Origin of the sequence: Achromobacter sp. GD03932, from assembly GCF_029839485.1 — a bacterium.
GTDB lineage: Bacteria > Pseudomonadota > Gammaproteobacteria > Burkholderiales > Burkholderiaceae_B > Achromobacter > Achromobacter bronchisepticus_A.
This window is the reverse complement of sequence record NZ_JAOCAT010000048.1, coordinates 1-26692: the sequence shown is the minus strand read 5'-3', so window position 1 is coordinate 26692 and position 26692 is coordinate 1. Positions and strand designations below refer to the sequence as shown.

General features: G+C 63.8%; 29 protein-coding genes. 18 read left to right on the top strand and 11 right to left on the bottom strand.

What is annotated here, in order from left to right:
• The first annotated feature begins 247 nt into the window (after window positions 1-247).
• The 7 genes from N5C88_RS29670 (at window position 248) to N5C88_RS29640 (ending at window position 6719) form a co-directional block, all read left to right on the top strand.
• On the top strand, window positions 248-1141 hold the full coding sequence (locus N5C88_RS29670; RefSeq protein WP_059375496.1) for an NAD(P)-dependent oxidoreductase: 894 nt from the start codon (window positions 248-250) through the stop codon (window positions 1139-1141).
• A gap of 32 nt (window positions 1142-1173) precedes the next feature.
• On the top strand, window positions 1174-2304 hold the full coding sequence (locus tag N5C88_RS29665; protein ID WP_118931760.1) for a glycerol dehydrogenase: 1131 nt from the start codon (window positions 1174-1176) through the stop codon (window positions 2302-2304).
• Between the two features lie 46 nt (window positions 2305-2350).
• Window positions 2351-2842: a 2,4'-dihydroxyacetophenone dioxygenase family protein gene (locus N5C88_RS29660; protein ID WP_280016773.1), complete on the top strand. Its 492-nt coding sequence runs from the start codon at window positions 2351-2353 to the stop codon at window positions 2840-2842.
• 47 nt (window positions 2843-2889) lie between these two features.
• Window positions 2890-3852 carry a tripartite tricarboxylate transporter substrate binding protein gene (locus tag N5C88_RS29655; RefSeq protein WP_165867783.1) on the top strand — a complete coding sequence of 321 codons (963 nt, stop codon included), beginning with the start codon at window positions 2890-2892 and terminating at the stop codon, window positions 3850-3852.
• A gap of 117 nt (window positions 3853-3969) precedes the next feature.
• On the top strand, window positions 3970-4932 hold the full coding sequence (locus N5C88_RS29650) for a tripartite tricarboxylate transporter substrate binding protein (protein ID WP_280016772.1): 963 nt from the start codon (window positions 3970-3972) through the stop codon (window positions 4930-4932).
• A gap of 13 nt (window positions 4933-4945) precedes the next feature.
• On the top strand, window positions 4946-5707 hold the full coding sequence (locus N5C88_RS29645) for a class II aldolase/adducin family protein (RefSeq protein WP_059375472.1): 762 nt from the start codon (window positions 4946-4948) through the stop codon (window positions 5705-5707).
• A gap of 13 nt (window positions 5708-5720) precedes the next feature.
• A complete protein-coding gene (locus tag N5C88_RS29640; protein WP_280016771.1) occupies window positions 5721-6719 on the top strand; it encodes a D-2-hydroxyacid dehydrogenase in 999 nt (332 codons plus the stop codon).
• A gap of 110 nt (window positions 6720-6829) precedes the next feature.
• On the opposite strand, the gene N5C88_RS29635 is transcribed toward N5C88_RS29640, so the two are convergent.
• Entirely contained in the window at window positions 6830-8080 is a 1251-nt protein-coding gene (locus N5C88_RS29635; RefSeq protein WP_059375379.1) for an NAD(P)/FAD-dependent oxidoreductase, read from the bottom strand.
• 409 nt (window positions 8081-8489) lie between these two features.
• On the opposite strand from N5C88_RS29635, the gene N5C88_RS29630 reads away from it, so the two are divergent.
• From N5C88_RS29630 to N5C88_RS29610, 5 genes are all read left to right on the top strand, one after another.
• The gene (locus N5C88_RS29630) at window positions 8490-9611 is read left to right on the top strand and encodes an ABC transporter ATP-binding protein (RefSeq protein WP_059375371.1); all 1122 of its coding nucleotides are present in this window, start codon (window positions 8490-8492) and stop codon (window positions 9609-9611) included.
• 86 nt (window positions 9612-9697) lie between these two features.
• The gene (locus N5C88_RS29625) at window positions 9698-10696 is read left to right on the top strand and encodes an NAD(P)H-quinone oxidoreductase (RefSeq protein ID WP_280016770.1); all 999 of its coding nucleotides are present in this window, start codon (window positions 9698-9700) and stop codon (window positions 10694-10696) included.
• 15 nt (window positions 10697-10711) lie between these two features.
• The gene (locus tag N5C88_RS29620; protein ID WP_118931764.1) at window positions 10712-11326 is read left to right on the top strand and encodes a glutathione S-transferase; all 615 of its coding nucleotides are present in this window, start codon (window positions 10712-10714) and stop codon (window positions 11324-11326) included.
• 10 nt (window positions 11327-11336) lie between these two features.
• A complete protein-coding gene (locus tag N5C88_RS29615; RefSeq protein WP_280016769.1) occupies window positions 11337-11807 on the top strand; it encodes a 3-dehydroquinate dehydratase in 471 nt (156 codons plus the stop codon).
• Window positions 11808-11819: 12 nt separating this feature from the next.
• On the top strand, window positions 11820-12779 hold the full coding sequence (locus tag N5C88_RS29610) for a glyoxylate/hydroxypyruvate reductase A (RefSeq protein WP_280016768.1): 960 nt from the start codon (window positions 11820-11822) through the stop codon (window positions 12777-12779).
• A gap of 573 nt (window positions 12780-13352) precedes the next feature.
• Here N5C88_RS29610 and N5C88_RS29605 read toward each other — a convergent pair.
• From N5C88_RS29605 to N5C88_RS29570, 8 genes are all read right to left on the bottom strand, one after another.
• Window positions 13353-14174, bottom strand: coding sequence for an ABC transporter permease (locus N5C88_RS29605; protein ID WP_118931768.1), 822 nt, complete (start codon window positions 14172-14174; stop codon window positions 13353-13355).
• Window position 14175: 1 nt separating this feature from the next.
• Window positions 14176-15030 (bottom strand): ABC transporter permease, encoded by an 855-nt coding sequence (locus tag N5C88_RS29600; protein WP_251877575.1) that lies wholly within the window; start codon window positions 15028-15030, stop codon window positions 14176-14178.
• Between the two features lie 72 nt (window positions 15031-15102).
• Window positions 15103-16128, bottom strand: coding sequence for a polyamine ABC transporter substrate-binding protein (locus N5C88_RS29595; protein WP_280016766.1), 1026 nt, complete (start codon window positions 16126-16128; stop codon window positions 15103-15105).
• 25 nt (window positions 16129-16153) lie between these two features.
• A complete protein-coding gene (locus N5C88_RS29590) occupies window positions 16154-16939 on the bottom strand; it encodes an amino acid ABC transporter ATP-binding protein (RefSeq protein ID WP_059375291.1) in 786 nt (261 codons plus the stop codon).
• Window positions 16940-16977: 38 nt separating this feature from the next.
• Window positions 16978-17667: an ABC transporter permease subunit gene (locus N5C88_RS29585; RefSeq protein ID WP_059375283.1), complete on the bottom strand. Its 690-nt coding sequence runs from the start codon at window positions 17665-17667 to the stop codon at window positions 16978-16980.
• On the bottom strand, window positions 17657-18370 hold the full coding sequence (locus tag N5C88_RS29580) for an ABC transporter permease subunit (RefSeq protein WP_280016765.1): 714 nt from the start codon (window positions 18368-18370) through the stop codon (window positions 17657-17659). Before N5C88_RS29580 ends, N5C88_RS29585 begins: the two co-directional genes overlap by 11 nt.
• A gap of 84 nt (window positions 18371-18454) precedes the next feature.
• Window positions 18455-19246, bottom strand: a complete 792-nt coding sequence (locus N5C88_RS29575) for a transporter substrate-binding domain-containing protein (protein ID WP_059375279.1) — start codon at window positions 19244-19246, stop codon at window positions 18455-18457.
• Window positions 19247-19292: 46 nt separating this feature from the next.
• Window positions 19293-20090, bottom strand: a complete 798-nt coding sequence (locus tag N5C88_RS29570; protein ID WP_059375276.1) for an Asp/Glu racemase — start codon at window positions 20088-20090, stop codon at window positions 19293-19295.
• 384 nt (window positions 20091-20474) lie between these two features.
• On the opposite strand from N5C88_RS29570, the gene N5C88_RS29565 reads away from it, so the two are divergent.
• The 6 genes from N5C88_RS29565 (at window position 20475) to N5C88_RS29540 (ending at window position 24934) form a co-directional block, all read left to right on the top strand.
• Window positions 20475-20888, top strand: coding sequence for a RidA family protein (locus N5C88_RS29565; protein WP_059375273.1), 414 nt, complete (start codon window positions 20475-20477; stop codon window positions 20886-20888).
• Window positions 20889-20908: 20 nt separating this feature from the next.
• On the top strand, window positions 20909-21580 hold the full coding sequence (locus N5C88_RS29560) for a DUF1028 domain-containing protein (RefSeq protein WP_118931771.1): 672 nt from the start codon (window positions 20909-20911) through the stop codon (window positions 21578-21580).
• Window positions 21581-21756: 176 nt separating this feature from the next.
• Window positions 21757-22722 (top strand): LysR substrate-binding domain-containing protein, encoded by a 966-nt coding sequence (locus tag N5C88_RS29555; RefSeq protein ID WP_059375270.1) that lies wholly within the window; start codon window positions 21757-21759, stop codon window positions 22720-22722.
• A 42-nt stretch (window positions 22723-22764) separates the two neighbouring features.
• Window positions 22765-23940, top strand: coding sequence for an acetylornithine deacetylase (gene argE / locus N5C88_RS29550; RefSeq protein ID WP_118931819.1), 1176 nt, complete (start codon window positions 22765-22767; stop codon window positions 23938-23940).
• Between the two features lie 116 nt (window positions 23941-24056).
• Window positions 24057-24326, top strand: coding sequence for a hypothetical protein (locus N5C88_RS29545; protein ID WP_059375267.1), 270 nt, complete (start codon window positions 24057-24059; stop codon window positions 24324-24326).
• 41 nt (window positions 24327-24367) lie between these two features.
• A complete protein-coding gene (locus N5C88_RS29540) occupies window positions 24368-24934 on the top strand; it encodes a GrpB family protein (protein WP_280016763.1) in 567 nt (188 codons plus the stop codon).
• A gap of 33 nt (window positions 24935-24967) precedes the next feature.
• On the opposite strand, the gene N5C88_RS29535 is transcribed toward N5C88_RS29540, so the two are convergent.
• Complete coding sequence (locus N5C88_RS29535; protein WP_280016762.1) at window positions 24968-26176, bottom strand: FAD-dependent oxidoreductase; 1209 nt, start codon at window positions 26174-26176, stop codon at window positions 24968-24970.
• Window positions 26177-26316: 140 nt separating this feature from the next.
• Entirely contained in the window at window positions 26317-26496 is a 180-nt protein-coding gene (locus N5C88_RS29530; protein ID WP_059375255.1) for a hypothetical protein, read from the bottom strand.
• Between the last annotated feature and the right edge of the window lie 196 nt (window positions 26497-26692).

Here is a 26692-nt window from a genome sequence, read left to right as displayed (position 1 = left end):
AATCTGCGCGAGCAGGCCAGCTGGTTGAACGCGGGGCGGGAGTTCGTCGCAGTCTATCAACCAACGACTGTGCGGAGCGTCCACTTTTTCTCTGGCAAACATGCGTTTTTCGACTATCAACGCGGCTGTTTTTCAGGCGGCTGGAGCGTGATCGGATGTATGCCTAAAACGACTATCTGCCAGAAAAAATGTCGTCCTCTGGCATTTTTGATCGTCGATATACTTTGCCCGTCTAAAGGAGTGGGCTATGAGGATCGGTTTTATTGGCTTGGGCAGGATGGGACTTTCGCTGGCACGTTCGCTGGTCGGCAAGGGCGAGCAGGTTTGGGTTTTCGACCTGAACGAAGAGGTAGCGAAAAGACTCCAGGCCGAAGGTGCGCATATGTCGGCGGACGTGGCCGATCTGTGCAGAAATGCCGATATCGTCTTCACGATGCTGCCTGGCCCAAGGCAAGTCAAGGAGGTGGCGCTCGGCTCGGGCGGCATCCTCGAAAACCTTGCCCCCGGAGCCATCTACATCGACATGAGTACTGTCGATGTCGATACCGTCGATGCGCTGTTCCAGGCGTTCACGGCAAAGGGAATCGTGTTCGGCGATGCTCCCGTGGGTCGGCTGGCCGCACATGCGGACAAGGGAGAATCCCTGTTCATGCTGGGCATCGACGCGCGGTATCTCGAAAAGGTCGAGCCCGTTCTGTACAAGATGGGGACCACCGTTTATCACTGCGGTGCGGCGGGCCACGGCACGCGTACCAAGCTGATCAACAACATGATGGTCCTTTGCTATTGCCAAATCAATTCCGAAGCCTTGGTGTTGGCGCAATCGTTGGGTCTGGATCTGAACAATACGTTCAATGTGCTCACCAGCACGACTGCCAGCAACGGTCAACTGAAAGAGAAATGGCCGAACAAAGTGCTGAAAGGAGATTTGTCGCCGGGCTTCGATCTGGCGCTGGGATACAAGGACATCTCCTTGGCTTCCAACGCGGGCGCCAGCAGTCGGGTGGCTCTGCCCGTGTGCGACACGACCAGGAACATCTTCAGAATGGCGTTGGCGGCGGGCAAGGCAGGGCAGGACACGTCCAGCCTGACTGACTTCTGGGCCGAAATCAACGACTGCCCCAAACCCAGGCTCGGCTAGGCGCGTCTCGTCGCGAACCTAGAGCCAAGTGGATGCCGGGCCGCAGGCGCCCCGGAACACCATTGCTTCCGTTACTCATGGCCAATACATACTCAAATCTATATGGGACGGGCTTTCCTGCGCGATATGTGCAGGGGCCTGCCGCGTTGCACGAACTGAAAGGCATACTCCGGGACTGCCTGGGCGCGGACTCGGCGCTATTGATCTACGACGCGGCACTTGAGCAATACATGCCTCGTTTCAACCAGTCCGGCGTGGCGATCCATGCCTTCATCTTCCCGGGAAACTGTTCCGATGCTGCCATCGATGACCTGACCGCAGCTGCCCGGAATATCGCCGTGGATTGCGTGATCGGTTTCGGCGGGGGGAAAACGCTGGATACCGCCAAGGCCGTAGCGGCAAACCTGAATCTGCCCATGGTGATCATGCCGTCGGCGGCTTCGAACGATGCTCCGACGAGCCGCCTGGTTGCGATCTACGAAGAACATGTCTTCAAGCATTCCAGGGTGCTGGCGCGAAATCCGGACTTGGTGCTCGTGGATACGTCGATCCTGGCCGAGGCGCCCAGGCGGCTGCTTGTCGCTGGTATCGGGGATGCCCTGTCCAAGAAATTCGAAGTGGATTGCTCGGTGGCGAATTCCGTCCCGAATACCTTCGGCATGCAAAGCCTGCTGCTTTCGCGAACGCTGGCCGACAGATGCTATGAACTGATCCGCATCCACGCCATAAGCGCCATTGGCGAATGCGAGGCGCAACGGCCGGGCGAGAACTTCGAGCGACTGGTGGAGGCCTGTGTCCTGTACTCGGGACTGGCATTCGAGGGAGGCGGCCTGTCGCTGGCGCATGGCTTGCTTCGTGGGCTCACGTGCATGCCGGAAACCGAATGCTTCCTGCACGGCGAACTGGTGGCCTATGGCTCCCTGGTCCAGGTGCTGGCCTGCCAGCGCCAGCGCGACGAATTCGACGAACTGCTGGGAGTGGTCAAGGCAGTCGGCTTGCCCTCCTGCCTGCGGGATTTCGGCGTGTCGGACATCTCGAAGGAGCGGCTGTCGGAGGTGGCGGCGCAGACATTGACCGCGCCCTATCTGGCGGGTGGAGCGCAGCAGATATTCCAAGACGACATCGTGCAGGCGATGCTCGAACTCGAGCGTCGCACCGCCTGAAATTTCATCCAAACGGAAAACCGAAGGAAAAACCATGAACTCAGTTTTGCCATTCCCGAAAGAACTTCAACCCAAGGGCATACGCCAGGAGATCGTGACGCCGGTGCTGGAAGGCGATGACCGGTTGTGGGTTCCGATTCATGACAACGTGTGGTTCAAGCCGCTGTTGCTCAACATCACGCACGGGTACTGGACCAGCGTCCTGCGAGTGCGGCGCAAGGGCGTCGTCAGCTGTCATCGCCATCCCGCGACGGTGCATGGATATGTGCTGAAGGGGTCGTGGCGCTATCTGGAGCATGACTGGACGGCTAAGGAAGGAAGCTATGTCTTCGAGCCACCTGGCGAGACCCATACGCTGGTATCGGAAGAGGAAGGCGAGATGCTGACGTGGTTTCTGGTCAATGGCGCCTTGATATACGTGGACGAGAACGGCAAGCAGACCGGTTACACGGACGTATTCGATCGTGTTGAGAAATGTCGCGCCCATTACAAGAGCGTGGGCCTGAGCGAGGACTACCTCGAAAGCATCATCCGCTGATGCGATTCCCAGGGTGAGGAAGACAAATGAAAAAGATCAAAAACTTCTTGCTGCTGGCCTCGATGTCGGTGGCCATGTGCGGCGGCCAGGCCATGGCCGCTGACTATCCCGCTCGTCCCGTTTCGCTCGTCATCGGGTTTGGCGCCGGTGGCCCCACGGACGTGATTGGCCGGTATGTGGCGCAGCAGCTTGGCGACAAGCTGGGGCAGGCCGTGGTGGTGGAGAACCGGCCGGGCGCGAATGGCCTGATCGCCCTGCAGTATGTGAAAAAGGCCAAACCGGATGGCTACACCCTGCTGTTGGCGAGCAGCGGGTCCCTGGCTATCGAACCCATGTACCGCAAATCGATCGATTACAACGTCTTCAAGGACTTCACGATCATTGCTCCCGTCGCGCAGTATCCGTATGTGATGGCGGTGAATGCCCAGTCGAGCGTCAAATCCATCCCCGATCTTGTCGCGGCCGGAAAGGCGGCCAAACAGCCGCTGACGTTCGGTTCCGCCGGCATGGGGGCGGACAATCATCTGGCCGGGGAGTGGTTCGCCAAGAGAATGGGGGTGCCCTTGCTGCACGTGCCATATAGCGGGGGAGACGCCGCCCTGGTGAATGGCATGCTGAGCGGAGGCATCGATATGGCCCTGATCAGCGGCGCCGTGGCGCTGCCGCAGGTGCAGGTGGGCAAGCTGCGCGCCATCGGCGTGGGAACAAAGGAACGCGTGTCTTTTCTGCCGGAGGTCCCGACGGTCATCGAGGCCACTGGCCAAGCTGATTTCCTCATCGGGCCATGGAACGGCATCGTGGGCCCGGCCGGCATGGATCCCGCGATTGCCGGGAAAATCGAGACGGCCGTCCAGGAAATCCTGAAAACCGAAAAGTCGCAGAAGACCCTGCTGGGGCACGGCCAGTATCCCTTCCTGGGTTCAGGCCAGGATTTCAGCAACTACATCAAGGCGCAGCAGGACCACTGGGCAGAGGTCATAAAAAGCTCGGAACTCGAGAAGCTGGACTGACCAGGCTGCGGTTCGACGTAAGGAGAGCTGTCGGAAGAAATAGCCGATACGTCGACGCACGCTTACCGGAATACCGGATTCCGTTGCGAGTGAACATAGAAAATAGGAGACAGCTCCATGGAAGTGCCGTTCTCTTCCCTTGTTTTTATGGTGTCCATGCTTGGCGTTTCCGTCGGCGCCCAGGCTCAGAATTTCCCCGAAAAGCCGCTGACGCTGGTTGTTCCTTATTCCGCGGGAGGCAGCACGGACGCCACCGCGCGCCTCGTTGCCGAAGGCATGAGCAAGAAGATCGGGCAGCCCGTCATCGTCGAGAATAAGCCAGGGGCCGGCGGCGGGATCGGGGCTCTGTATGTCAAGCGCGCGCCCAGCGACGGCTATATCATGCTGGTGACGTCGGCATCTCATATCGTGAATAAAGTCATGGACAAATCCGTGGACTACGATATGCAGCGCGATTTTCGTCCCGTATCGCAGCTGACGAATCTTCCGATCGTGCTGGTCGTGAATGCGAAATCGGATTTCAAGTCGGTCGACGATCTCGTCGCATTCGCCAGGAAGAATCCCGGAAAACTGAACTATGGCTCCGCCGGCAACGGCACCGTTCAACATATGTCCGCGAGCCTGCTGGCCGATATGGCGTCGGTCGAGATGACGCACATTCCCTATAAAGGCGGCGCCGCGGCGCTGACGGATCTTCTTGGCGGCCAGCTGGACTTCGTTTTTTCGCGCATCAATGAGGTGGTCGGCCAGGTCAAGGAAGGCAATGTCCGGCCACTGGCCGTGACCACCAATGTCCGGTCGGACGTGCTGCCCGACGTACCCACAATGAATGAATCTTTGAAGGGCTATCAGTTGCCGCTGTGGTTCGGCATCGCGGTGCGGGCCGATGTCTCGGATGAACGGACGGCCGTACTGTCCCGGGCGGTCCAGGATGCCTTGCGGGACAAGGAGGTCAGTGAGCGGCTGATCGCTCAGGGCAGCGAGCCGGTCGGGTCGACTCCGCAGGAGATGGCGGCACTGCAGGCCAGCGAGAAAGTGCGCATCGAGAAGTTGTTGGCCACGATGAACGTGGCTCGATAAAGGGAGAGGCACAATGCATACGTTCTCTGATGAAGAGTGGGCACTGCGAGTCGATCTGGCCGCCTGCTATCGCCTGGTGGACATGTTCGGAATGCTGGACATGATCTACAACCACATTTCCGCCAGAGTGCCGGGCGAGGATTCATTTCTCATCAACCCGTTTGGATATCATTATTCGGAGATTACGGCCTCGTCGCTGATAAAGGTGGACGTTGACGGCAATGTTCTCTACAACCCCCATGAAACCTATGGTGTGAACAAAGCGGGGTTCGTCATCCACAGCGCCATACACAAGGCTCGCCATGATGTCGAATGCATCATCCATACGCATACGTTGGACGGCATGGCCGTGTCGGCAATGAAATGCGGGCTGTTGCCTTTGACGCAGACGTCGATGCGGTTCGTGAATGTGGCTTACCACGACTATCAAGGCGTCGTGGTCGATACCGAGGAACAGGAAAGCCTCGTGAACGACCTGGGGGAGGCCGACGTGATGATTCTCCGGAATCACGGCTTGCTGGCCACTGGCCGGACCATCCCCGAAGCCTTCAACAATATCTACAGGCTAGAAAGATCGTGCGCCGTGCAGCTGCGCGTCATGTCGTCCGGCGCCGAGATCAACCTTCCAAATGACGAGGTGATACGTCGCACGGGACAGCAATTGAAGCTGCAACCCAGCGCAGACAGCCCTGGCAAGCAAAAGCCCTACGGAATATTGGAATGGCCTGCCTTGAAGCGGCTCCTGGATAAGAAATGTCCGGACTACAAAGATTGACCCGGGGCATTGCATGAATCCGCTTATCGTTTTGTCCCGCGAGGTGCATGCGCGCGATGTGGACGGGTACGCCCTGCTCAGGTCCCGTTGTGGCGAGGTATTCGACTGGCTGCTTTACGAGGGCGCGCACAGTGTTGCGGAGGAGGACAGGGCCCGGGTCGTGGGGGCGTATCTGTCAGCAGATATTCTGGAACTGTCCTCCAAAACGGAGCTGACAAGGAAGATGTCGGATTTTTGCGACCTGATGCGGAAATGCGGAGGATTGCGGTTCCTGCAGGTTCCCTCCGCCGGATTGGATCGGCCGTTTTACGACGAATTGAGCGCCCGTGGCGTGCAAATCTGGGATGCGCGGGGGATCGCGGGGACGACGGTTGCCCTGAGCGCATTCACTGGCATGCTGATGCTTGCCCGGAACATGCATGTCCATTTTCGCAAGCAGTACGAAACTGAATGGTTTCCGGTGCGCTTTGGCCCGCTGGAGCCGAGGGGAATTGAAAACAATACGGCCGTGATCGTGGGCGTCGGCAGTATCGGGGCTGAAATCGCCCGGCTATGCAAGGCCGTGTCCATGAAAACCATAGGCGTGAGGCGAACTTCCAGCGGCCCCCTGCCGAATTTTGACAGTGTCGTCACCCTGGACAGGAAGGATGAGGTATTGCCCCGCGCCGACTGGGTATTCCTTGCATGCCCGCTGACGCCCGAGACGTTTCATCTCATGGATGCCGATGCCTTTGGCAAGATGAAGGCCGAGGCAGGACTGATCAACGTTGCGCGGGGACCGGTGGCCGATGAGGACGCCTTGATCGAGGCGTTGCAACGGGAGCAGGTCCGCTGCGCTTACCTGGACGTTTTCGAAGTGGAACCCCTGCCGCCGGCGTCGCCTTTGTGGAATATGCACAACGTGATTCTCACGCCGCACGCGGCGGGCGATGCGCAGACCCGATACGGGAAACTGGACGAGCGTTTTCGGCAGCGCTTGCTGCAATGGTATGCCAGCGCTAGCCAGCCCTAGCTACAGTGCCCGAATGGGGTAGGCCGGCCAGGACCGCAAAAAACCCGCAGCTCCCACGAGCGTGCGGGTTTTTTCTGGCTGACCTGGAAGCCGGCCATGCGCCGCCTCCCTCATTCCTTCTCGTACGCCAGGTAATCCAGATGGATGCCGATATGGTCCGCGATATAGCGGGCGTCGTGCCAAACCCCCCAGATGAACGAGGAACTACGGTTGGTGAGGTTGGGCAGGCCGAGGAAGTAAATGCCTTTTTCGGCGGAAATGCCGCGCTTGTGGATGGGGTAGCCGTTTTCGTCGAAGGTGTCGACGTCGATCCAGCTGAAGTCGACCTTGAAGCCGGTCGCCCAGAGGATGGTCTTGATGCCGGCCTCGGCCAGGTTCAGGCTGAGGATGGGGTAGGTAAGGCATTCCGGGTCGGGCAGCAGTTTCCAGGCATCGGGCTCGGGCGGCAGGTCCAGGCCGTTCTGCTCGATGTAGGCGTCGGCTTCGCGCAGGACCTCGAAGTAGTCGGCGTCGCCCTGGGCGACGTCGCGGCCGAGGTTGTCGGCGAAATGCAGCACGCCGTTCTCATAGGAGGTGGTGATGCCCACCAGCTGGATGCCGTCGCGCGCCAGGCGGCGGAAGTCGACGGTCTTGCCGTTTTCGTAGCCGCTCACGGCGAAGGCGACGTGTTCGCGCTTGGGCTTTTTCTTGACCTCATCCCACATGCCCAGCGCGCCCAGCCACCAGCAGTAGTCGCGCTGGCGGTAGGAGCGGGGCGGGCGATAGTGTTCGCCCACCGACAGGTAGACGGTGCGACCTGCCTGGCGGAGTTCTTCGGCGATCTGCGAGCCGGAGGCGCCTGCGCCGACGACGAGCACGGCGCCCTCGGCCAGCTGGCCTGGATTCTTATAGGCCGAGGAGTGAAGCTGCTGGATGCCGGCGTCCTGCGGCACGATCTTCGGGTAGGTGGGGATCTGGAAGGGGCCGGTCGCGGCGACCACGTGCTGGGCTTCGATGGTGCCCGCGGAGGTGGTGACGGTGAAGCCCGGGCGCTTGTCGTTGCGCTGCACGCGCAGGACTTCGACGCCAGTGCGCACCGGCGCCTTGAGCATCTTGGCGTAGTCCTCGAAGTACTGGGCCATGCGCTCCTTGGGCGGGAAGACGTCGGGCCCGACGTCATCGAACTTCAGGCCGGGAAAGCGGTCGTGCCAGGCGGGGCCGTTGGCGACCAGCGAGTCCCAGCGTTCGGAGCGCCAGCGTTCGGCGATCCGCTTGCGCTCGAGCACGATATGCGGAATGCCCATGGCGCCGAGGTGTTCGCTCATTGCGATGCCGGCCTGACCGGCGCCGATCACCAGCGTATTGGTTTTTTCAATTGACATTTGAAGATCCTAAAAATTACCGAGACCCTGGTGCGTCTCGAGGCTGACACGAAGATCAAGCAACAGAAGACCGGCGAACCGCGCGCTTGATCAAAGGGCGCGCTGAACGATAGGCACGCAGTGTGACCCTGAAGCCCCGAGTTGATAACTTCGTTTTTCGGACGGCTGACTTAGGAAAAAGCAAAGGAGCAGGTTTGCGCGGAAAGGGGGGCTTCGGGGCGTCCGGGATGCCGCGATTTCTTTTTTCCGATGGCCCCCATCAGCATCGGCAACGCACTGGGAAAAGGGCCTTGCCGTATTCTTGAACGCACCAGAACGCTGAGGACGCTCTCTTGCGTGCCATGCGGCCACCGCCTGCTTTTCCCGAGCAATACACGCCGGGAAGTCGAACTTTGTGAGTGCAGCAGCCATGCCGAATCGCCCCTTTGCCTCCGATACTCCCAGCGCGCTCCGATTGGAGGGCGTGATCAAGAAATACCGCGATCATGCGGTGCTCCAAAAGGTCTCCCTGAAGATCGAGAGCGGAGAGTTCCTGACGCTGCTGGGCCCGTCCGGTTGCGGCAAGACCACCTTGCTGAACCTGATCGCGGGCTTTGCCGACGCGGACGAGGGCGAGATCTTCATCGATGACACCCCGGTCACGGCCTTGCCGCCGTATCAGCGCCAGATCGGCATCGTGTTCCAGAACTACGCGCTGTTCCCGCACATGACGGTGGCGCGCAATATCGCTTATGGCCTGCGGATGCGGCGCGTGCCGGCCGCCGAGATCGAGCGCAGGGTGGGCGAAGCCATGGCCCTGGTGAAGCTGGATGGACTGGGCGAGCGCAAGCCGCGCGAGTTGTCCGGCGGCCAGCAGCAGCGGGTGGCGCTGGCGCGGGCCCTGGTGATCCGCCCCAAGGTGCTGCTGCTCGACGAGCCGTTTTCCGCCTTGGACAAGGGCCTGCGCGGCGCCATGCAGGTGGAAATCCGGGATATCCAGCGCAAGCTCGGGGTGACGACAATCTTTGTCACCCATGACCAGGGCGAGGCCCTCAGCATGTCGGACCGCATTGCGGTGATGAACCAGGGCGTGATCCGGCAGGTCGCGGCGCCCGACGAGCTGTATCGCAATCCGCAGGACCCGTTCGTGGCCTCGTTCCTGGGCGACGTCAACATCCTGCCCGCGCACTATCACGGCTCCGGCGCGGAGACCATCCAGCTGCGCCTGGGCGCGGGGCTGACGCATATTCCCCGCCACCGCCTGGTGGGCGGCTCGCACGAGGGGCACCGGCTCGATCTTTATGTGCGGCCCGAACACATCAAGCTGGAAACCCTGCATAGCGGGTCGGTGCTGAGCGGCACGGTCGTCAACCACGTATTCCAGGGCGACCACGTGGATCTGTACCTGGAGGTGCACATTCCCGTGGAGGGACGCCAGCACGTGATGGTGCGCACCTCCGACCTGAACTGCATCCATGAATGGCCCGTGGGCGCCGTGGCGGGACTTGCTCTGCCCGGTCACGGGGTCAGCGTCTTCAACGCGTCGTCCTGAAAGACGGGTTCCGCGCTGTTCCATCCTGCACGGCGGCCGCGCCAGCGCAGCCGCCCAGCTTCCATTCTTTCGCGAGGCAAAACTCCATGAAGCAGATCCCCCTTGAAATGCAAGCCATCATCGCCCGCGAGCCCGGCGACGCCACGGTGTTGGCGCTGGCCGAGCGCCCGGTCCCCACGCCAGGCCCCGGCGAAGTGCTGTTGCGTGTGCTTTCGGCCGGCATCAACCGGCCCGACATCATGCAGCGCCAGGGCCTGAGCAAGCCAGCGCTGGGCGTGACGGACGTGCTCGGGCTGGAGGCCTGCGGCGAGGTGGCCGCCTGCGGCCCCGGCGTGCCGGAGTCCCTGCTCGGACAGCGGTTCATGAGCCTGCTGGCGGGCGGAGGCTATGCGCCGTGGTGCGTGGCGCGCGTGGATCATTCCCTGGCCGTGCCTCCGGCGCTGGGCGACGCCGAGGCGAGCGCCCTGCCGGAAGGCCTGTACACCGTCTGGCACAACCTGTTCGAGCTGGGCCGCCTGCGCATGGGCGAGACCGTGCTGATTCACGGCGGCGGCGGAGGCATCGGCACGCTGGCGATCCAGATGGCGCATGCGGCCGGGGCGAAGGTCATCGTGACGGATGGCGAGCGCGACCGCGGCGCTGCCTTGCGCGAACTCGGCGCGTCCGAGGTGATCTGCTTTCATGACACGGATTTCGTGCAGGCCTGCGAGACCTATACCGAGGGCCGCGGCGTGGACGTGGTGCTGGACATCGTCGGCGGCGATTACGTGCGCCGCAATCTGCAGGCGCTGGCCTTCGGCGGGCGTCACGTGAGTCTTTCCTTCCTGCAGGGATCGGCCGTCAATGTCGAGCTGTTGACCCTGATGCAGAAGCAGCTGAGCCTGCATTCCTCGACCATGCGGCCGCAGACCGATGCCGAGAAGGCCCGCATGGCCGCCGCGCTCAGGCGCCACGTGCTGCCCCTGGTGGCCGCCGGCCGCATCCGGCCCAGAATGGCGCAAAACCTGCCGCTGGCCGAGGCCGTGCGCGCGCACCAGTTGCTGGAAAGCGGCAAGGTGTTCGGCAAGCTGGTCCTCAAACCCTGACAATCGGAGACTGGATTGAAACTCCTCTACGCCCCGACGTCCCCTTTCGTGCGCAAGGTGATGATCTGCGCCCACCTGACCGGCCAGGCCGGACGGATTGAATGGCTGCCCAGCGCGGCGCATCCGGTCAACCGCGATGCGCGCATCGCCGCCCATAATCCGCTGGCCAAGGTGCCGACCCTGATCCTGCCGGACGGCAGGGCGCTTTACGACAGCCGCGTGATCTGCGAATACCTGGCCGGCGCCGCCGGCGACGCGCAGCTGTTTCCGGCGGGCGAGGCGCGCTGGCTGGCATTGACGCGCCAGGCCCTGGGCGACGGCCTGCTGGATGCCGCGCTGTTGGCGCGCTACGAACACACGGCCCGGCCGGCCGAAATCCAATGGCCGCAATGGCGCGAGGCGCAGCTGGTCAAGGTACGGGCCTGTCTCGCGGAAATCGAGGCGCAGGCAGACGAGCTGCCGCAAGCGCATCCGGACATCGGCAGCCTGACCATAGGCTGCGCCCTGGGCTATCTGGATTTCCGCTTTCCCGAGCTGGACTGGCGCGCCGCGCATCCGCGCGCCACAGCCTGGTTCGCCGTGTTCAATCAATTGCCTGCCATGCAGGCCACCCTTCCCAACGAAGCCTGAGACCGCCGCCATGACGACGCCGAGCGCACCTTCCTCCTCCTCTACGGTCTGGTTTCTCAACGGGCCGAACGCCAATCTCTACGGACTGGACGCCAACAAGACCTATGGTTCCGACAGCTTTCCCGTGTTGCAGCAGCGTTGCGAAAGCAAGGCCGCCTCGCTGGGCATCCGGTTGAATTTCGTCCAGTCCAACCACGAAGGCCAATTGGTCGACTGGATACAAGAGGCGCGCGGCAGCGCGCAGGGCGTCATCATCAATGCGGCCGGCCTGACCTATTCGTCGGTGCCCATCCTCGATGCCTTGCTAGCCTTTCCCGGCAGGATCATCGAGGTCCACATGAGCAACATCTGGCGGCGCGAGGCCTTCCGCCATCATTCCTACATTTCCAAGGCCGCCGACGGTGTCATCGCGGGCCTGGGCGGCGATGGCTATGAGCTGGCCATCGAGGCCATGTCCCGCCTGATCAACCGCAGCGCCTGAGGTCGCCCCGCCATGCATGCATCCTCCCGCCCGGCCGTGTCGGGCACGATGGTTTTCTACAGCGAGTTCGACGACTACACGGCCTGGCGCGACGCCATGCAGGCGCGCCTGCCGGACCTGCGCATGGTGCACGGCAGCGAGGCGCACGACCCGGCCAGCATCCATTACGCACTGGCCTGGAAGGCGCCGCAGGGCTTCTTCGACCGCATGAAGAACCTGCGCCTTATCGTGACCCTGGGCGCGGGAGTGGATTCGCTGGTGGGCCGCGAGGACCTGCCGGCCGGCGTACCCATCACGCGCATCACGGATCCGAACATGGCGCGCATGATGGCGGGCTACGTGCTGTTCGCCACCCTGCGCTATGCGCGCGATATTCCGTATTTCGAGGCGGCGCAGCGGCGCGGCGAGTGGGCCTACCGCCATCCGCGTTCGCCCGAGGGCGTGCGTGTGGCGGTGCTGGGCCTGGGCGAGCTGGGCGCCTGCGCGGCGCAGGAGCTGCGCCGCCAGGGGTTGACGGTGCTGGGCTGGTCGCGCAGCCCGCGCAGCATCGAAGGCGTCGAGTGCCACGCCGGCATGGAGTCGCTGGACACGGTGCTGTCGCGCGCGGACATCCTGGTGGTGATGTTGCCGCTGACGCCGCAGACTCGCGGCCTGCTGGATCGCGAACGTTTGCAGCGTCTGCCCCGCGGAGCAGCCCTGATCAATGTGGCCCGGGGCGCGCTGGTGGACCAGGCCGCCCTGACCGATCTGCTGCGCAGCGGCCATCTGGGCGGCGCGACGCTGGACGTGTTCGAGCGCGAGCCCCTGCCCACTGGCGACCCGCTCTGGGCGATGGACAACGTGCTGATCACGCCGCACCTGGCTTCGGTGGCCATTCCAGCATCGGCCGCCGGACAGATCGCCGACAACATACTGCGCGTCAACCAGGGCCTGGAGCCCGCCAACCGCGTAGATCCCGCGCGCGGCTATTGACGTTGGGTCTTGCGGATGTCAGGGTTCTTTAGCCGCCGAGGCAGCCCTGCGCCATTCCGATGCTCGCCCCAATGGGGCTGCGCTTCGGATGGCTCCGGACCACCTCGGCTGACAGTCGCCTAATGCGTTGGTTTTGGACCCCGTTCATGGGTAGATATTGTGAGCCGGTGGCCGGACGGAGGGATCCGAAGCGCAGCCCCACCGGGGCGAGCATCGGAATCCCGCAGTCCGGACGCCGGCGACTCAAGAACCCAGCCTCACAAAACCGAAGCGGCAGGGCTTCGAGCTCTCAGATGTCAGCGTTCTTTAGCCGCCGAGGCAGCCCTGCGCCATTCCGATGCTCGCCCCAATGGGGCTGCGCTTCGGATGGCTCCGGACCACCTCGGCTGACAGTAGCCTGATGCGTCGGCTTTGGACCCCGTTCATGGGTAGATATTGTGAGCCGGTGGCCGGGCGGAGGGATCCGAAGCGCAGCCCCATCGGGGCGAGCATCGGAATCCCGCAGTCCGGACGCCGGCGGCTCAAGAACCTGATCTCACCAAACCAATCAGCAACATTCCACCCCAGAATTCTCTAGTGGTTGTCCTCGATATTGAGGATCCTGCTCAGCCCGAGGAAACGGTTGGCGAAGATCAACAGCGCGGCCGTCACCACGATGTACACCACCGACAGCGCAGCCAGGGTCGGGTCGGCGAACTCGCGCACATAGTTGTACATGGTCACTGGCAAGGTCTGCGTGCTCTGGGTGGTTACGAACAGCGAGGCGGTGAATTCGCTGAATGACATGATGGCCGCGAACAGCCAGCCGCCGAACAGCCCGGGCGCCAGCAGAGGCACGGTAATCGTGAACAGCACCCGCACGGGCGAGGCGCCCAGGCTGGCGGCGCTCTGCTCCAGGCGTTCGTCCAGGTTCTCCATCGAGACATAGACGCTGCGCAGCACGAAAGGCAGGACCAGGATGACGTGGCACAGAATCACGATCCCGTAGCCGCGGTCCACGTTCAGCTGCGCCGCCAGGATCAGCAGGCCCAGCCCGACCGTGAAATGGGGAATCACCAGCGGCGAGAGCAGGATGGCTTGCAGGATGTTCTTGCCCGGAAACGCCATGCGCTTGACGGCGATCGCCAGGCCGGTGCCGATGACCAGCGCCAGCAGCGAGGACCAGAGCGTCACCACCATGCTGGCGCGAAAGCCATCGCGGAAATCGGCGTAGGTGAAGACGCGCTCGAACCAGCGCCAGGACCAGGCCTGCGGCGGAAAAGTGAGCAGGGCCTTGTCGTTGAAGGAGGCCAGCATCACCACGACTACCGGCAGCAGCACGAAGGCGAGGATCAGCGTGATCAGCACCGGCGCGCCGATGCGCAGCCACAGGGGCAGGGATTTGCGGATGCTCATGTCAATGTCCTCCGATGACCTTGAGACGGCGCGTGACCTGGCCGAGCAGCATCAGCGAGATCGCCGTCAGGCCCAGGCCCATGACGCTCAGGCTGGCGGCGAGGGGGAAGTTCATCGACGAGAATCCCAGCTGGTAGACCAGCGTCGAGACCGTCGGCACGCGGCCCCCGCCTATCATCTGCGGCGTGGCGAAGGCGCTGAAGGTCCAGGCGAACGAGGTGGTGATGCTGGCCAGGATGCCGGGCATGGACAGCGGCAGGGTGATCGTCAGAAAGGTGCGTACCGGCCCCGCGCCCAGGCTTTCCGCAGCCTTTTCGTAGTCGCGGTCGATGTGCGAGATGGCCGTGGCCAGCATCAGCACCACGACGGGGATGGTGACGTGCACCAGCGCCACCAGCACGCCCAGATGGCTGAACATCAGTGTGAGCGGCGTATCGATCAGGCCCGTCTTGAGCAGCATCGAATTGATGAAGCCCGTGCTGCCCAGCACGATGATCCAGGAATAGGTGCGCACGATCTCGCCCAGGAACAGCGGCGTGATGGACACGATCAGGATGAAGGATTTGATGGCGCGGTTGCGCACCCGGACCAGGGCATACGCCAGCGGATAGGCCACGAGCAGGGAGCAGACCGTGGTCTCCACGCTCAGGCGCAAGGTGTTGGTGAAGGCATCGATGTAGATCTGCTTGCCCATGCCCGAAAAGTTCGTCAGCGTCAGGCCGCCGACGTCCAGCGAACCCGGAATGAAGGTGCGCAAGCTGTACTGCAGCACGGCCGCCATGGCGACGCAGATGCACAGGGCGATGAAGCTTGCCGGGGATATCAGCCATCCCCTCAGGGTGGAACGCGCATCCATGGTGAACCCATCCTTGGTTTACGTTGAGGACGTGGCGGCGCCGCGGCCCCAAGGGGCCGCGGCCTTGCGCTATCAATTCATGATGTTCTCGGTAAACCACTTGCGCCACTCGGCCGTTTTTTCCGCGCGCAGCTTGTCGTCGATGACGATGGCCTGGGTGTCCCACTGCTGTTTGGTCGTGAAGACGCCAGGAAGGGCAGCGTCTTCAGGCGAGACCTTGGCGTTGTCGACGACGGGGCTGGCCTTCTTGGCGGCCACGATCTTGGCCTGCACCTCGGGCGATAGCGCAATGTCCATGAACTTGTGGGCCAGGTCGGTCTTGCTGCTGCCTTTCATGATGGCCATGGTATCGACACCCAGCACCGCGCCTTCCTTGGGCATCGCCACCTTGATGGGCACGCCCTGGCCGATCATGTAGTACGCGTTCATGGATAGCACGACCTGCACCGGCGTTTCACCGGCGGCGATCAGTTGCTGGCTGTTGGCGTCGTTGGTGTAGAAAGCCTTGAAATTGGGTTTCAGGGCCTTGAGTTTTTCCTGCCCCTTTTCCCAGGTGCTGGCGTCGCCGCCGGACAGCAAGGCCGAAATGTCGATGATGTGGCTGGGGTCGAAATCGGGCGCGGACAGCTTGCCTTTCAGCGCCGGGCTCCACAGATCGTTCCAGCTGTTGAAGGTGACGCCCGCGGGAACCAGGTCGGGGCGGTAGCCGATGGTGTACACGTACGCCCAGCTGCCGATATGGTACGGGCTGATCTTGACCCGGTCGACCAGGTGCGAGTAGTTGGGGATCTTGCTCAGGTCAAGTTTTTCGTACAGGTTGGCGTTGACATAGAGCCAGCCGATATGCGACGTGGTGAACGTGATGTCGCTTTCCGGCTTGGTGGCGAGCTTGGCCTTGTTCAGCCGGTCTATGGTGCCGCCCGTGATGTACTTCACCGGCACGCCGGTCTGCCGCGTGAATTCGCGGCCGATGTTCTCGTCGATGAGATCGCGGAAGCTGCCGCCCCAGGTGCTGACCACCAGCGCATCCTGCGCCTGCGCCGTGGCGGAGAGAGCCGCGCCGGCAAGCATGCCGGCGCCTATGAGTTTCTTGATCATGACAACCCCTTGTCTATATGGTTGACTACAGAACCTGCTCGAGGAAATTCTTCAGGCGCTCGCTGCGGGGCGCCCCAAAAAACTGTTCAGTGGGCGCGGTCTCGATGATTTCGCCTCGCTCCATGAAGACGCAGCGGTCGGCTACCCTGCGGGCGAAGCCGATTTCGTGGGTGACGCAGATCATGGTGATGCCGGTCTGCGCCAGGTTTTCCATGATGCGCAGCACCGAGCCGACCGATTCCGGATCGAGCGCCGAGGTCGGCTCATCGAAGAGCATGATGCGCGGGCGCAGGCAGAGCGCGCGGGCAATGGCCACGCGTTGCTGCTGGCCACCGGAAAGCTGGATCGGATACTTGTCGGCCTGCTCGATCACATTGACTTTGGCCAGGTATTCGCGCGCCGTCTGTTCGGCCTCGCGGGCTGGAACCTTCAAGGCGATCTTCAGCGCGAAGGTGCAGTTGTCCAGCACCGTCATATGCGGAAAGAGGTTGAAGTTCTGGAACACCATGCCGAGCTGGCGCCGCACTTTCTCCACGTCTTCGGGACGCCGGGTCAGTTCGGCGCCGTTGACCCGGATGTCGCCCGAGTCATGCTGTTCCAGATGATTGATGCAGCGGATGAGGGACGACTTGCCGGATCCGGAAGGACCGCAGAGGATGACGATCTCGCCGTTGGAGACCTCCAGGTGGATATCCCGCAGGGCGTGGAAGGCGCCGTAGAACTTGTTCAAACCCGAGATGGAGACCGCGGGCGCGCACTCGGACAGGGTGGCGGAGACAGGCGGCGTGATGCTGGACAGGATGGCAGTCATGATGGTTCGCGCTCTGATAGTTCGGTCGGCCGGGCGGTTCAGGCCCTGGCGAGATAGCGGTTCAACTTGCGGTCCGCGATCGAGAAGCCAAGTCGTATGCAGTTGGTGATGCACCAGTAGATCGCCGCCGCCGTGATCAGGGGCGTGAACGGGTCATAGGTGTAGTCGAACACGGTGTTGGCGGCCGCGGTGAGGTCGACCAGCGTGATGGCGCTGACGGCCGCCGTGCTTTTCACCATGATCAGCAATTCATTCTGATAGGCGCGCAGCACATAGCGCGCCACCAGCGGCAGGCGCAGGCGGAACAGGATCTGCGCAGGCTTCAGGCCCAGGGTCTGCGCCGCTTCGATCGTGCCCCGGGGTATCGCCGCCAGTCCGCCGCGGATGATCTCCGCCATGAAGCCGGAATGGGTCAGCGCCAGGCCCAGCCAAGCGCAGACATAGGCGTTGGAGAAGACGCTCCACAAGGGGGTGTCGCGCACGATGGAGAACTGCGGCAGTCCGCTGTAGATCAGGTACAGCAGCACCAGGCTGGGGACGCCGCGGAAGAAGCCGATGTAGCTGCTGGCGAAGAGCGCGCGCGCACCGGGCCGGAAGCTTGCCAGCGCCACCGGCAGCGCCAGCAGCAGGCCGATGACCAGCACCGGCAGCAGCACGGCGAAGGTGGTGCCGGCGCCGGCCAGCAGTTTGGGCAGGCTGTCCCAGGCTACCTGGAAGTCAAAGTGCATGCGACGCTCCCTTGGTCACGACGGGATGAAAGCCGCGCGCAGCCCATGTTTCGACACGGCGCGCCACGTAGTAGGTGAGCCAGGTCATCATCAGGAAGAAGCCGGCCGCAAGCATGTAATAGACGAAAGGCTCCTTGGTCACGCCGGAGGCAAGCTTGGCGTAGGCCATGATTTCCTTCAGGCCGATCAGGGAGATGAGGGCGGTGTCCTTGAGCACGACGATCCACATATTGGTCATGCCGGGCAGGGCCAGCCGCAGCATCTGCGGCAGGATCACCTTGAGCCAGATGGCGGTGCGCGGCACCAGCAGCACCCGCGCGGCCTCGAACTGGCCGTGGGGAACGTTCTGGATCGCGCTGCGGATCAGGTCGGCCAGATAGGCGCCATACACCATGCCCAGCGCCGCTACCGCCGCCATGAACGGCGTTACGTCGATCTGCTGGTCGATGCCGAACGGCGCGAGCAGGCTGGCGACGATCTGCGAGCCGCCGTAATAGAACAGGAAACCGACCAGCAGCGAAGGCACGCCCGTGAAGATGGAGGCATACGGAATCCAGACGATCTTGGCCAGCCATGTCGGCCGCAGCGTGATCAGGGCGAAGAACGTCCCGATCGCGAGCGCCAGCAGGTAGGCGCAGACGGCGACCTGGATCGTCATCATTGCGCCGGTCGCGAGTTGCTGCACGAAACCCATCGAAGGCATGAGGTCTTCCTGGCAAGCGTGGGTGGAGTTCCGCCCGGTCCGGCAAGCTCGTGCCGGGGACTCGGGCGGCGCGCGCGAATCCTGCTAGCGGCAGGCCGCTTCCTCGGGCAGCAGCTCTACTTCCATGTACGGCTTGCGCAGCTTGGTGAAGGTGCAGTCCTTGATGATGGTGTCCAGCGTGACGTTCATGCGGTTGAGCAGTTCGCCGCCGTCCTTGCGGGCGATCCAGCTCGATCCGGCTTCACCGCCGCCAGTCCACAGATCGCCGCCAGCGAACTTCCAGCCCTTGCCCTGGGGCTTGGACAGGAACTCATTGGTCCAGCTGATCTTGGGACCCAGGCTCATGTCGAGCCGGCCGTTGGCCAGGTCGAGACGGATCTGGTCGGGGTTGTCGTAGAACACGATCTGCACCGCGTTGCCGAATGTCTCGCCCACGTACTTGGCTTGGGCCGAGCCGCGTTGCAGGCCGATGCGCACGCCCTTCAGGCCCTCCGGCGTGAAGGTGTAGTTCTTGGCCTCGGGCACCACATAGGAGTCCGGGTTGAACAGCACCGGTCGGCCGAACAGCACTTTTTCCTTGCGCTCCGGCAGCGGCTTGGTCTGGCTGACCACGGCATCCAGTTTCTTCTGCAGCAGCGCCGGGATCAGGGCCTTGAAGTCCATGACGACGATCTCGCAATCGACCTTCATCCGCTTGCACATCTCGCGCGCCAGGTCGGGTTCAAAGCCGGTCAGGCGGCCTGACGGGTCGACCATGCTGAAGGGCGGATAACTGCCTTCGTTGCCCAGCACCAGCTTCTCGGCTTGGGCGGGCGTCACAGCGAACAGCGAGGCGCCTGCGAGCGTCAGCGCCGTGATGGTTTGGTGTAGATGCATTATTTTCCCCTTGCTTATTTATTGGTCATGCACTTCGTTGAATGGTCTACATCGCTGCGGCCTTGCTCAGGTTGCCGTTGAACAGCGAGCCGTAGCCGGGCTTGGCGCCCGCCGCGCCGGTGAGATCCAGGCAATGCCAGAACGAAGCCTGGATGGCCGAGATCACCGGCTTGCCGAGTTTCTGTTCCAGCGCCTCGATGGCGCCGACGGTGCGGAAGTTGGTGCACGAGACGAAGATGGCCGTCGCGTCGGGGTGATCGACCGAGAGCACGTGGTCGTAGACCTTTTCCAGCGAGACCTCGGCCAGCGCGTGATCGTCAGAGATGCCGAGGCAGGCGCTCTTGACGACCTCGTGGCCGTTTTCCTGCAGGAAGCGGATGGCGCGCTCGTGGATCTCCGGAAGATAGGGCGTGGCCAGCGCAACCTTGCCGGCCTTGACCTTCTTCAGCGCCGCGAGCGTCGCGGTGGAGGCGGTGGTGATCTGCGGCCCCGGCACCCACTGCCGCAGCTTCTGGATCAGCGCCTGGTCGTAGGCGGTGCCATGCAGGAACGAGGCGCTGGTGCCGCCGAACAGCAGCACGTCGATGGGAGCGGCGCCGGCCAGGCGCGCGGCCTGTTCGAGTTCAGGCGCGTTCATCATCTCTTCGATGCCTTGCACCGTGACCTTGGGCAGCTTGATGCGCGCGGTATGGGTGGAAACCCCTGGGGCGGACATGGCCCACATTTCTTCTTCCATCACGACGCTGGAAGCGATGTAGATCAGCCCGATGCGGGCCAGGTCGCCCGAGCCGTCGTAGCGGAATCGGGGATAGGCGGCTTGCGCCGGCGTTGAGGCGGTGTTCATCCGGATCCCTTGTAAGGTGAGGTTGCTGCGGATTGCATCTGGTGACGTCGGCCGTCGATCCGGGACCGGGCGTTGCCGCCGCCCGCCGCACCGGCCACGCCAGCGAAAACCAATGATGCGAGAGGCCATCCGAGGCACCAAGTCGCCTTTTCCGTTGGCATGGATCGATTTTCCTGATGGCCCCGCGAGGCCGCCGAGGCAGAGCGCATGCGCATGGCGGCGGGCGCCGCCCGCGTCAGGATTTCCGAGACGGGACGCCGGAAAAAACAAATAGGCTGCGTTCCCGCTTGGACCGACCATCAGCGGGCAGGTCACGGCCTTGTGCGATGCCGCCAGCCAGGCGGGCGCGGGGTCTCCGGATAAACCCTAATGCAGATACGAGCCATGAAGCACAAGCGCATACGCACCTTCAATACCAAGGCAACCTACCCTGAACAGAACCTCGATAACGATCTGTGCCAGGCCGTCGTCGCGCGCGGCAGCACCGTCTTCTTGCGCGGGCAGATTGGCCAGAATCTGGACACCTCGGAGAGCGTCTGCATCGGCGATGCGGCGGGCCAGACCGAACAGGCGATGAAGAACATCGACATGTTGCTCAAGGAGGCCGGCGGCGAGCTGCAGGATATTTGCAAGATCACGATCTACATCATCGACCCGCGTTATCGGGAGCCGGTCTACCGCGTGGTCGGAAAATGGCTCAAGGGCGTGTTCCCCGTGTCCACCGGCATTGTGGTGTCAGCGCTGGCGCGCCCCGAGTGGCTGGTGGAAATCGACGCGACTGCCGTTATTCCGGATTGACGCCGCAGGAGGCCCAGCTCATGACTTTCTCCATCATTGCCCGCTGCCCGGCCACCGGCCAATTCGGCGCGGCTGTTTCGTCCTCGTCGCCCGCGGTCGCGGCGCGCTGCATCCGTGCGCGTGCGGGCGTAGGCGCGGCGGTCAGCCAGAACATCACCGACCCCGCCCTGGGGCCGCTCATCCTCGACGCGATGGCCGAGGGCCGCACGCCCGAAGGCGCGCTGCAGGCGCTGGCCGAACGTCCTTTCATCAGCTACCGGCAGCTGATGGCCATCGATGCCACCCAGGCGCCGGCCATATTCACGGGCTCGAACGCGCTGGGTCGCCTGGCCGACGCGCAAGGCGAGCATGCCGCATGCGCGGGCAATATGCTGGCGTCGCTGGAAGTGCCGGCGGCCATGTTGTCGGCGTTCGAGCAGGCCTCGGGTTCGTTGGCCGAGCGCCTGATGCAGGCCATGCTGGCGGGCCAGGCGGCTGGCGGCGAAGAAGGGCCGGTGCATTCGGCCGGGCTGCTGGTGGTGGCGGACCTGGATTGGCCCATCGTCGATTTGCGCATGGACTGGGTCGAGCAAGGTCCCGTCGAACGGCTGTACGAGGCCTGGCAGGTCTACGAGCCGCAGATCGAGGCCTACATCACCCGCGCCAGGGACCCGCGCGCCGCGCCGAGCTTTGGCGTGCCAGGCAATCCGTGAGCGCTTGCGGCTTGCGGCGAGTGCGAGAAAACCCGAGGAGCGCCATGCCCCGCTGTCAGGGCATAGTGGATACACTTTTGCACGGTGCGGTTGACGCTGGCGCCGGGCCGCGCCGGCGGCCTGCGCAGCGGACCGCCGCCTCCTTCCAGCCTGCTCCAGTTTTCTCACTTCGGACTATGCTCAATCGCATTTCGCTGCGCCAGATGGAGTACTTCGTCGCCACTGCCAAGCATGGCAGTATCGCCGCGGCATCCAACCAGATCCACATTTCGGCGCCGTCGATCTCGGCTGCCATCGCACATGTCGAAACCGAATTGGACGTGCAGCTGTTCGTGCGGCATCCGTCCAAGGGCCTGGCGCTGACAGTGCTAGGCCAGCAGGTCATGAGCGAATGCGAAGATCTGCTCGAGCGCGCGTCGCGCCTCTACAAGATTGCATCCGTTTCCAGCAACACCATCCAGGGCACCTTGCGCGTGGGCTGCTTCCAGTCGCTCACGGCCATGATCGCGCCCGAGGTGATCTTCGGGTTCTCGCGCGCATTCGACAAGGTCGAGCTGCACATGGTCGAAGGCGATCAGCAGTTGCTGATCGACAAGCTGCATACGCTGGAGATCGACGTTGCGCTCAGCTACGACCTGAGGCTGGGCGACGAGATATCGTTCGAGGCGCTGGCGCGCCTGCCGCCGCACGTGGTGGTCAGCGAGCTGCATCCGCTGTCGCAGCAGATCGCGGTAACGCTGGAAGAACTGGCGCGCTTGCCCATGGTGTTGCTGGACCTGCCCCTGAGCCGCGACTACTTCATGTCCCTGTTCGCGAAGTTCGGCCTGGAGCCGAACATCGTGGCGCGCTCGCGCTCTGAGGAAGTGGTGCGGTCCATGGTGGCCAACGGCATCGGCTACGCCCTGTTCAACGTGCGGCCGAAGTCCACCCAGGCCCTGGACGGCAAGCGCCTGGTGCGGCTGCGCCTGGTGGGCGAACACCGGCCCATGCTGCTCGGGCTAACCACCTACAAACCGATGAAGCCATCGCGCCTGACTGAAGTGTTCATGCAGCGCTGCCGCGCCTACATTTCGGACCAGTACATTCCGGGCATGAGCGAAGGCAGCTTCTTCGATCCCTACGTGCCTCCTGAAAACAAGTGAATGGACGGCGCGCGCGCCGTCCGTCTTTTGCAGGTCCATGCCATGAGCTCACCGACCCCGGACAACAGTCCAGACCTATTGCGCGAACTGCTCGCCTTTGAATCCGTCACGCTGACGCCCAATATCGACCTCATAGAACGGGTGCGGGAATTGCTGGCGCAGGCGGGCATCGCATCCACGCTGGCGGCGGACCCGCAGGACGCCAGGCGCAGCAATCTGTTCGCTTCCGTCGGCCCTTTGGAAGTACCCGGCATCCTGCTCTCGGGCCATACCGATGTGGTGCCCGTGACGGGGCAGCCCTGGACCACGCCGCCCTTTCAGGCGACCGAGCGCGATGGTCGCATCTATGGTCGGGGCAGCGCCGACATGAAGGGCTTCGTCGCCTGCGCCGTGATGGCCATGATCCGCGCGGCTCGCCTGCCGCTGGCGCGCCCGCTGCATCTGGCGCTGTCGTTCGATGAAGAAATCGGCTGCGTCGGCGTGCGCCACCTGCTGCGCGCGCTGCAAGACATGGAGCCTGCACCGTTGCTGTGCGTGGTGGGCGAGCCCACGCTGATGAAGATCGGCACCGGCAACAAGGGCAAGGCGGCCTACCGGGCCGTGTGCTGCGGCCAGGCGGGCCATTCCGGGCTGGCGCCGCATTTCGTCAACGCCATCCATACGGCCAGCGATCTGATCGGCGCGCTGCGCGACGTGCAGCGCGACCTGGCCGAACACGGACCGCGCGAGGCCGGCTATGACGTGCCATACACCACGGTGCATGCCGGCACCATCAAGGGCGGCACGGCGTTGAACATCGTGCCCGCGGAATGCGAAGTCAATTTCGAGATCCGCAACGTCGCGCAGGACGACCCTAACCAGATCCTGGAGCGGGTGCTGGAGCTGACCCGGACGAAGATGCGCGCCGCGGGCGCCCGGCCCGAGGCCGAACCGCCCCGGGTCGAAGTGGTCAACAGCTATCCCGGCCTGGCCACGGCGGACGGCTCGGCGGCCGTGGCGCTGCTGGCCTCGTGGCTGCCGCCGGACACGCCGCTCACCAAGGCTGCCTTCGGCACCGAAGGCGGGCTGTTCCAGCAGCTGTGGGCGCAGACCTCGGTGCTGATCTGCGGCCCCGGCAGCATCGAGGTGGCGCACAAGGCCGACGAGTACGTCGAACTTTCGCAGCTGCAAGCCTGCGACGCCATGCTGGAGAAGTTGACGCAGTATTTGATGGTTTAGGCGCCGGAGCGCGGGATCGCTGGCTACGTGGCAACGTTTTGAAGCAATCGCCTGTTGAGCCGGGGCTGCGAGAGCCTGCTATAACAGCGGCTACAGCTTTTCTGTAGGGCCAGGAAATGTCCATTCAAACGTTGAGCCGCTATGGTGTGGCGATTTTTGCGGCTGCGCTGATGGCCGGCTGCTCCTCCAGCGGTCCCAAGACTTCGGAGCAGGGTGCTGCCAAGTCGTATTCCTCCACTGCCCGCGCCGGCGGCGAGTGCGCGAGCCGCGGCAAGTGCATCTACAAGGGCGCGTATGAATCAGGGGAACGGAACTACGCCGAAGCCGAAGCCAAGCGCCTGAACATCGCCGAACTGGAGCGCCTGCGCCGCGCTTTCGGCAATTGACCCCGGCAGGGAACCGGCGCGCGCCCACGCCTGAAGAAATCATGCGGCACTACGACTCGGACCCGGACGAGGATCCCTGGGTTCGCGGCAAGCCTGCGCCGGAGCAGGTCGCGGTAGTACCTTATGACCCCGATTGGCCGGCCCGTTATGCCCAGCTTGAAACGCAGGTGCGCGAGGCTTTGGGGCCGGCCGCGCTGGCGGTCGAGCACATGGGGTCGACCGCGGTTCCGGGCTTGCCGGCCAAGCCGGTAATCGATATCGATCTGACGGTGGCCGACCCCGTGCAGGAGGACGCCTATGTCCCCGCGCTGGAAGCCGCCGGTTACGTGCTGGTCTTGCGCGAGCCGTCCTGGCATCAGCACCGTCTTTTGCAGCTGGCCGCGCCGCGCGTGAACCTGCATGTATTCGGCCCCGATTGTCCCGAGAATATCCGGCACCGGATGTTCCGCGACTGGCTGCGCCAGCACGCGGCCGACCGCGATCTGTATGCCCAGGCCAAGCGTATGGCGGCGGACGGCATGATGCAGGTCATGGATTACAACAAGCGCAAGGAAGCGGTCCTGCGCCAGATCTACGAACGCATGTTCCGCGCCGCCGGCTTTATCTGAGGCACGCCGGCGCGGATATCATCCCTATCCGCTTCAATAGTGGCTTTTCAGCGGCACGGCGGGGTCGGCCAGCACGTCGCGGGGCGGGTTCAGGCCCAGCTCCAGCAGCTTGCGCGCCGCCAGGTGGTCCATCGGGGCGTTGATCGATTCGACGCAGACCAGATGGCCGTCGGCAAAGTGCAGGATCGAGAAGCTGCCGGGCTTGGCGCCGGGCCGCAGGACGCGCTCGGTGTCCGGCGGCGCCAGGCCGGCGATCTGCAGGCGCAAGGCGCCCTGATCGGACCAGAACCAGGGCAGGGCGTGATACGGTGTTTTCGTGCCCAGCAGCACGCCGGCCAGGGTGCGGGCCTGGTCGTTGGCGTTCTGCACCGATTCCAGGCGCAGGGTCTTGCCCCAGCGCGCATACGGAAACGAGGTGCAGTCGCCGATGGCGTAGATGCCGGGCGCGGAGGTCTGCATCAGCCCGTCCACCACGATGCCGTTCAGGCAGTCCAGGCCGGCGGCCTGCGCCAGCGTGATCTCGGGCACGGCGCCGATGCCGGCGACCAGCAGGTCCACCGGATGCTCCACCTCGTTGACGACTACGCTGCGCACGCGGCCGTTCTCGGTCCGGATGTGTTGCAGGTCGGAGGACAGGCGCAGGTCGACGCCGGAGTCGTGCAGCACGCGGGCGACGTGTTCCGAGGCCTCGGGCGACACGGAGCGCGCCAGCAGGCGCGGCGCGGACTCGAAGACGGTGACCGGGCGTCCCAGGGCGCCCGCGGTGGCCGCGATTTCCAGGCCGATGAAGCCGCCGCCCACGACCGTGACCGACGGCGCGTCGGCGATCGCGGCGCGCAGGCGCGCGGCGTCGTCGGCGTTGCGCAGGTAGATCAGGTTCTGCAGTTCTTCGGGCACGTCCGGCAGGCGCCGCGCGCGCGTGCCGGTGGCCAGCACCAGCGCGTCATAGTCCAGCTGCTTGCCCGAAGCCAGCGTGAGCGTGCGCGCGTCGCGGTCTATGCCGACCGCGGGATCGGCCAGCAGCACCTGCACGCCAGCGTCGGCGTAGACCGCCTCGGGGCGCAGCAGCTGGATCGGAGCTTCCGGATCCTTGATGTAGGTCTTGGAGAGCGGCGGGCGATGGTAGGGCAGCGAGGCCTCTTCGCACACCAGCGTCAGGCTGCCGGGAAAGCCGCCTTCTATCAGGCTGGCGCACAATTGCGCCGCCGCGTGGCCGCCACCGACGATTACCACCTTCTGCATGCATGACTCCTGTTCTGCCTGGCCCGGTCTCGGGCCGAATCGGCAATGCTACCGCAGGTGGCAGCTGGAGGAACTGCATGCAGGACGCGAAGGGCGCTGCGCGCCTGGAGAGGATCAGGCCGCGGCGTTGGGGGACGGGCTCAGGCGCCCGGCAGCATGTAGCGGGCGGAAACGGCCAGGATGCGCTGGGCGGATTCGCGCAGCCTGCGGGCTTCGCGGTGGGCGTTGAGGGAAACCACGGCGTCGTAGCGGCGCGCGCTGAGCGGACCGGCCAGCAGCACCGGGCGGCGGGTAAGAATCGGGGATATCAAGCGTTGCATGTGGAGCATTCCTGCGGGCGTCAGGCCCAGTCGATGCCAGGTATCGTAAGGCGGCCGGGGGTGGCGGCCAACGAATTACCTTTTATATGAATATCCGGCGCGCGCCCGGGATTCGGGGGCTGGCGGATATTCGAACGCCAGTATCGCCCGCGAGTATGACAGCCATATGCCAGCGGCGCTTGCGGCCGCCCGGCAG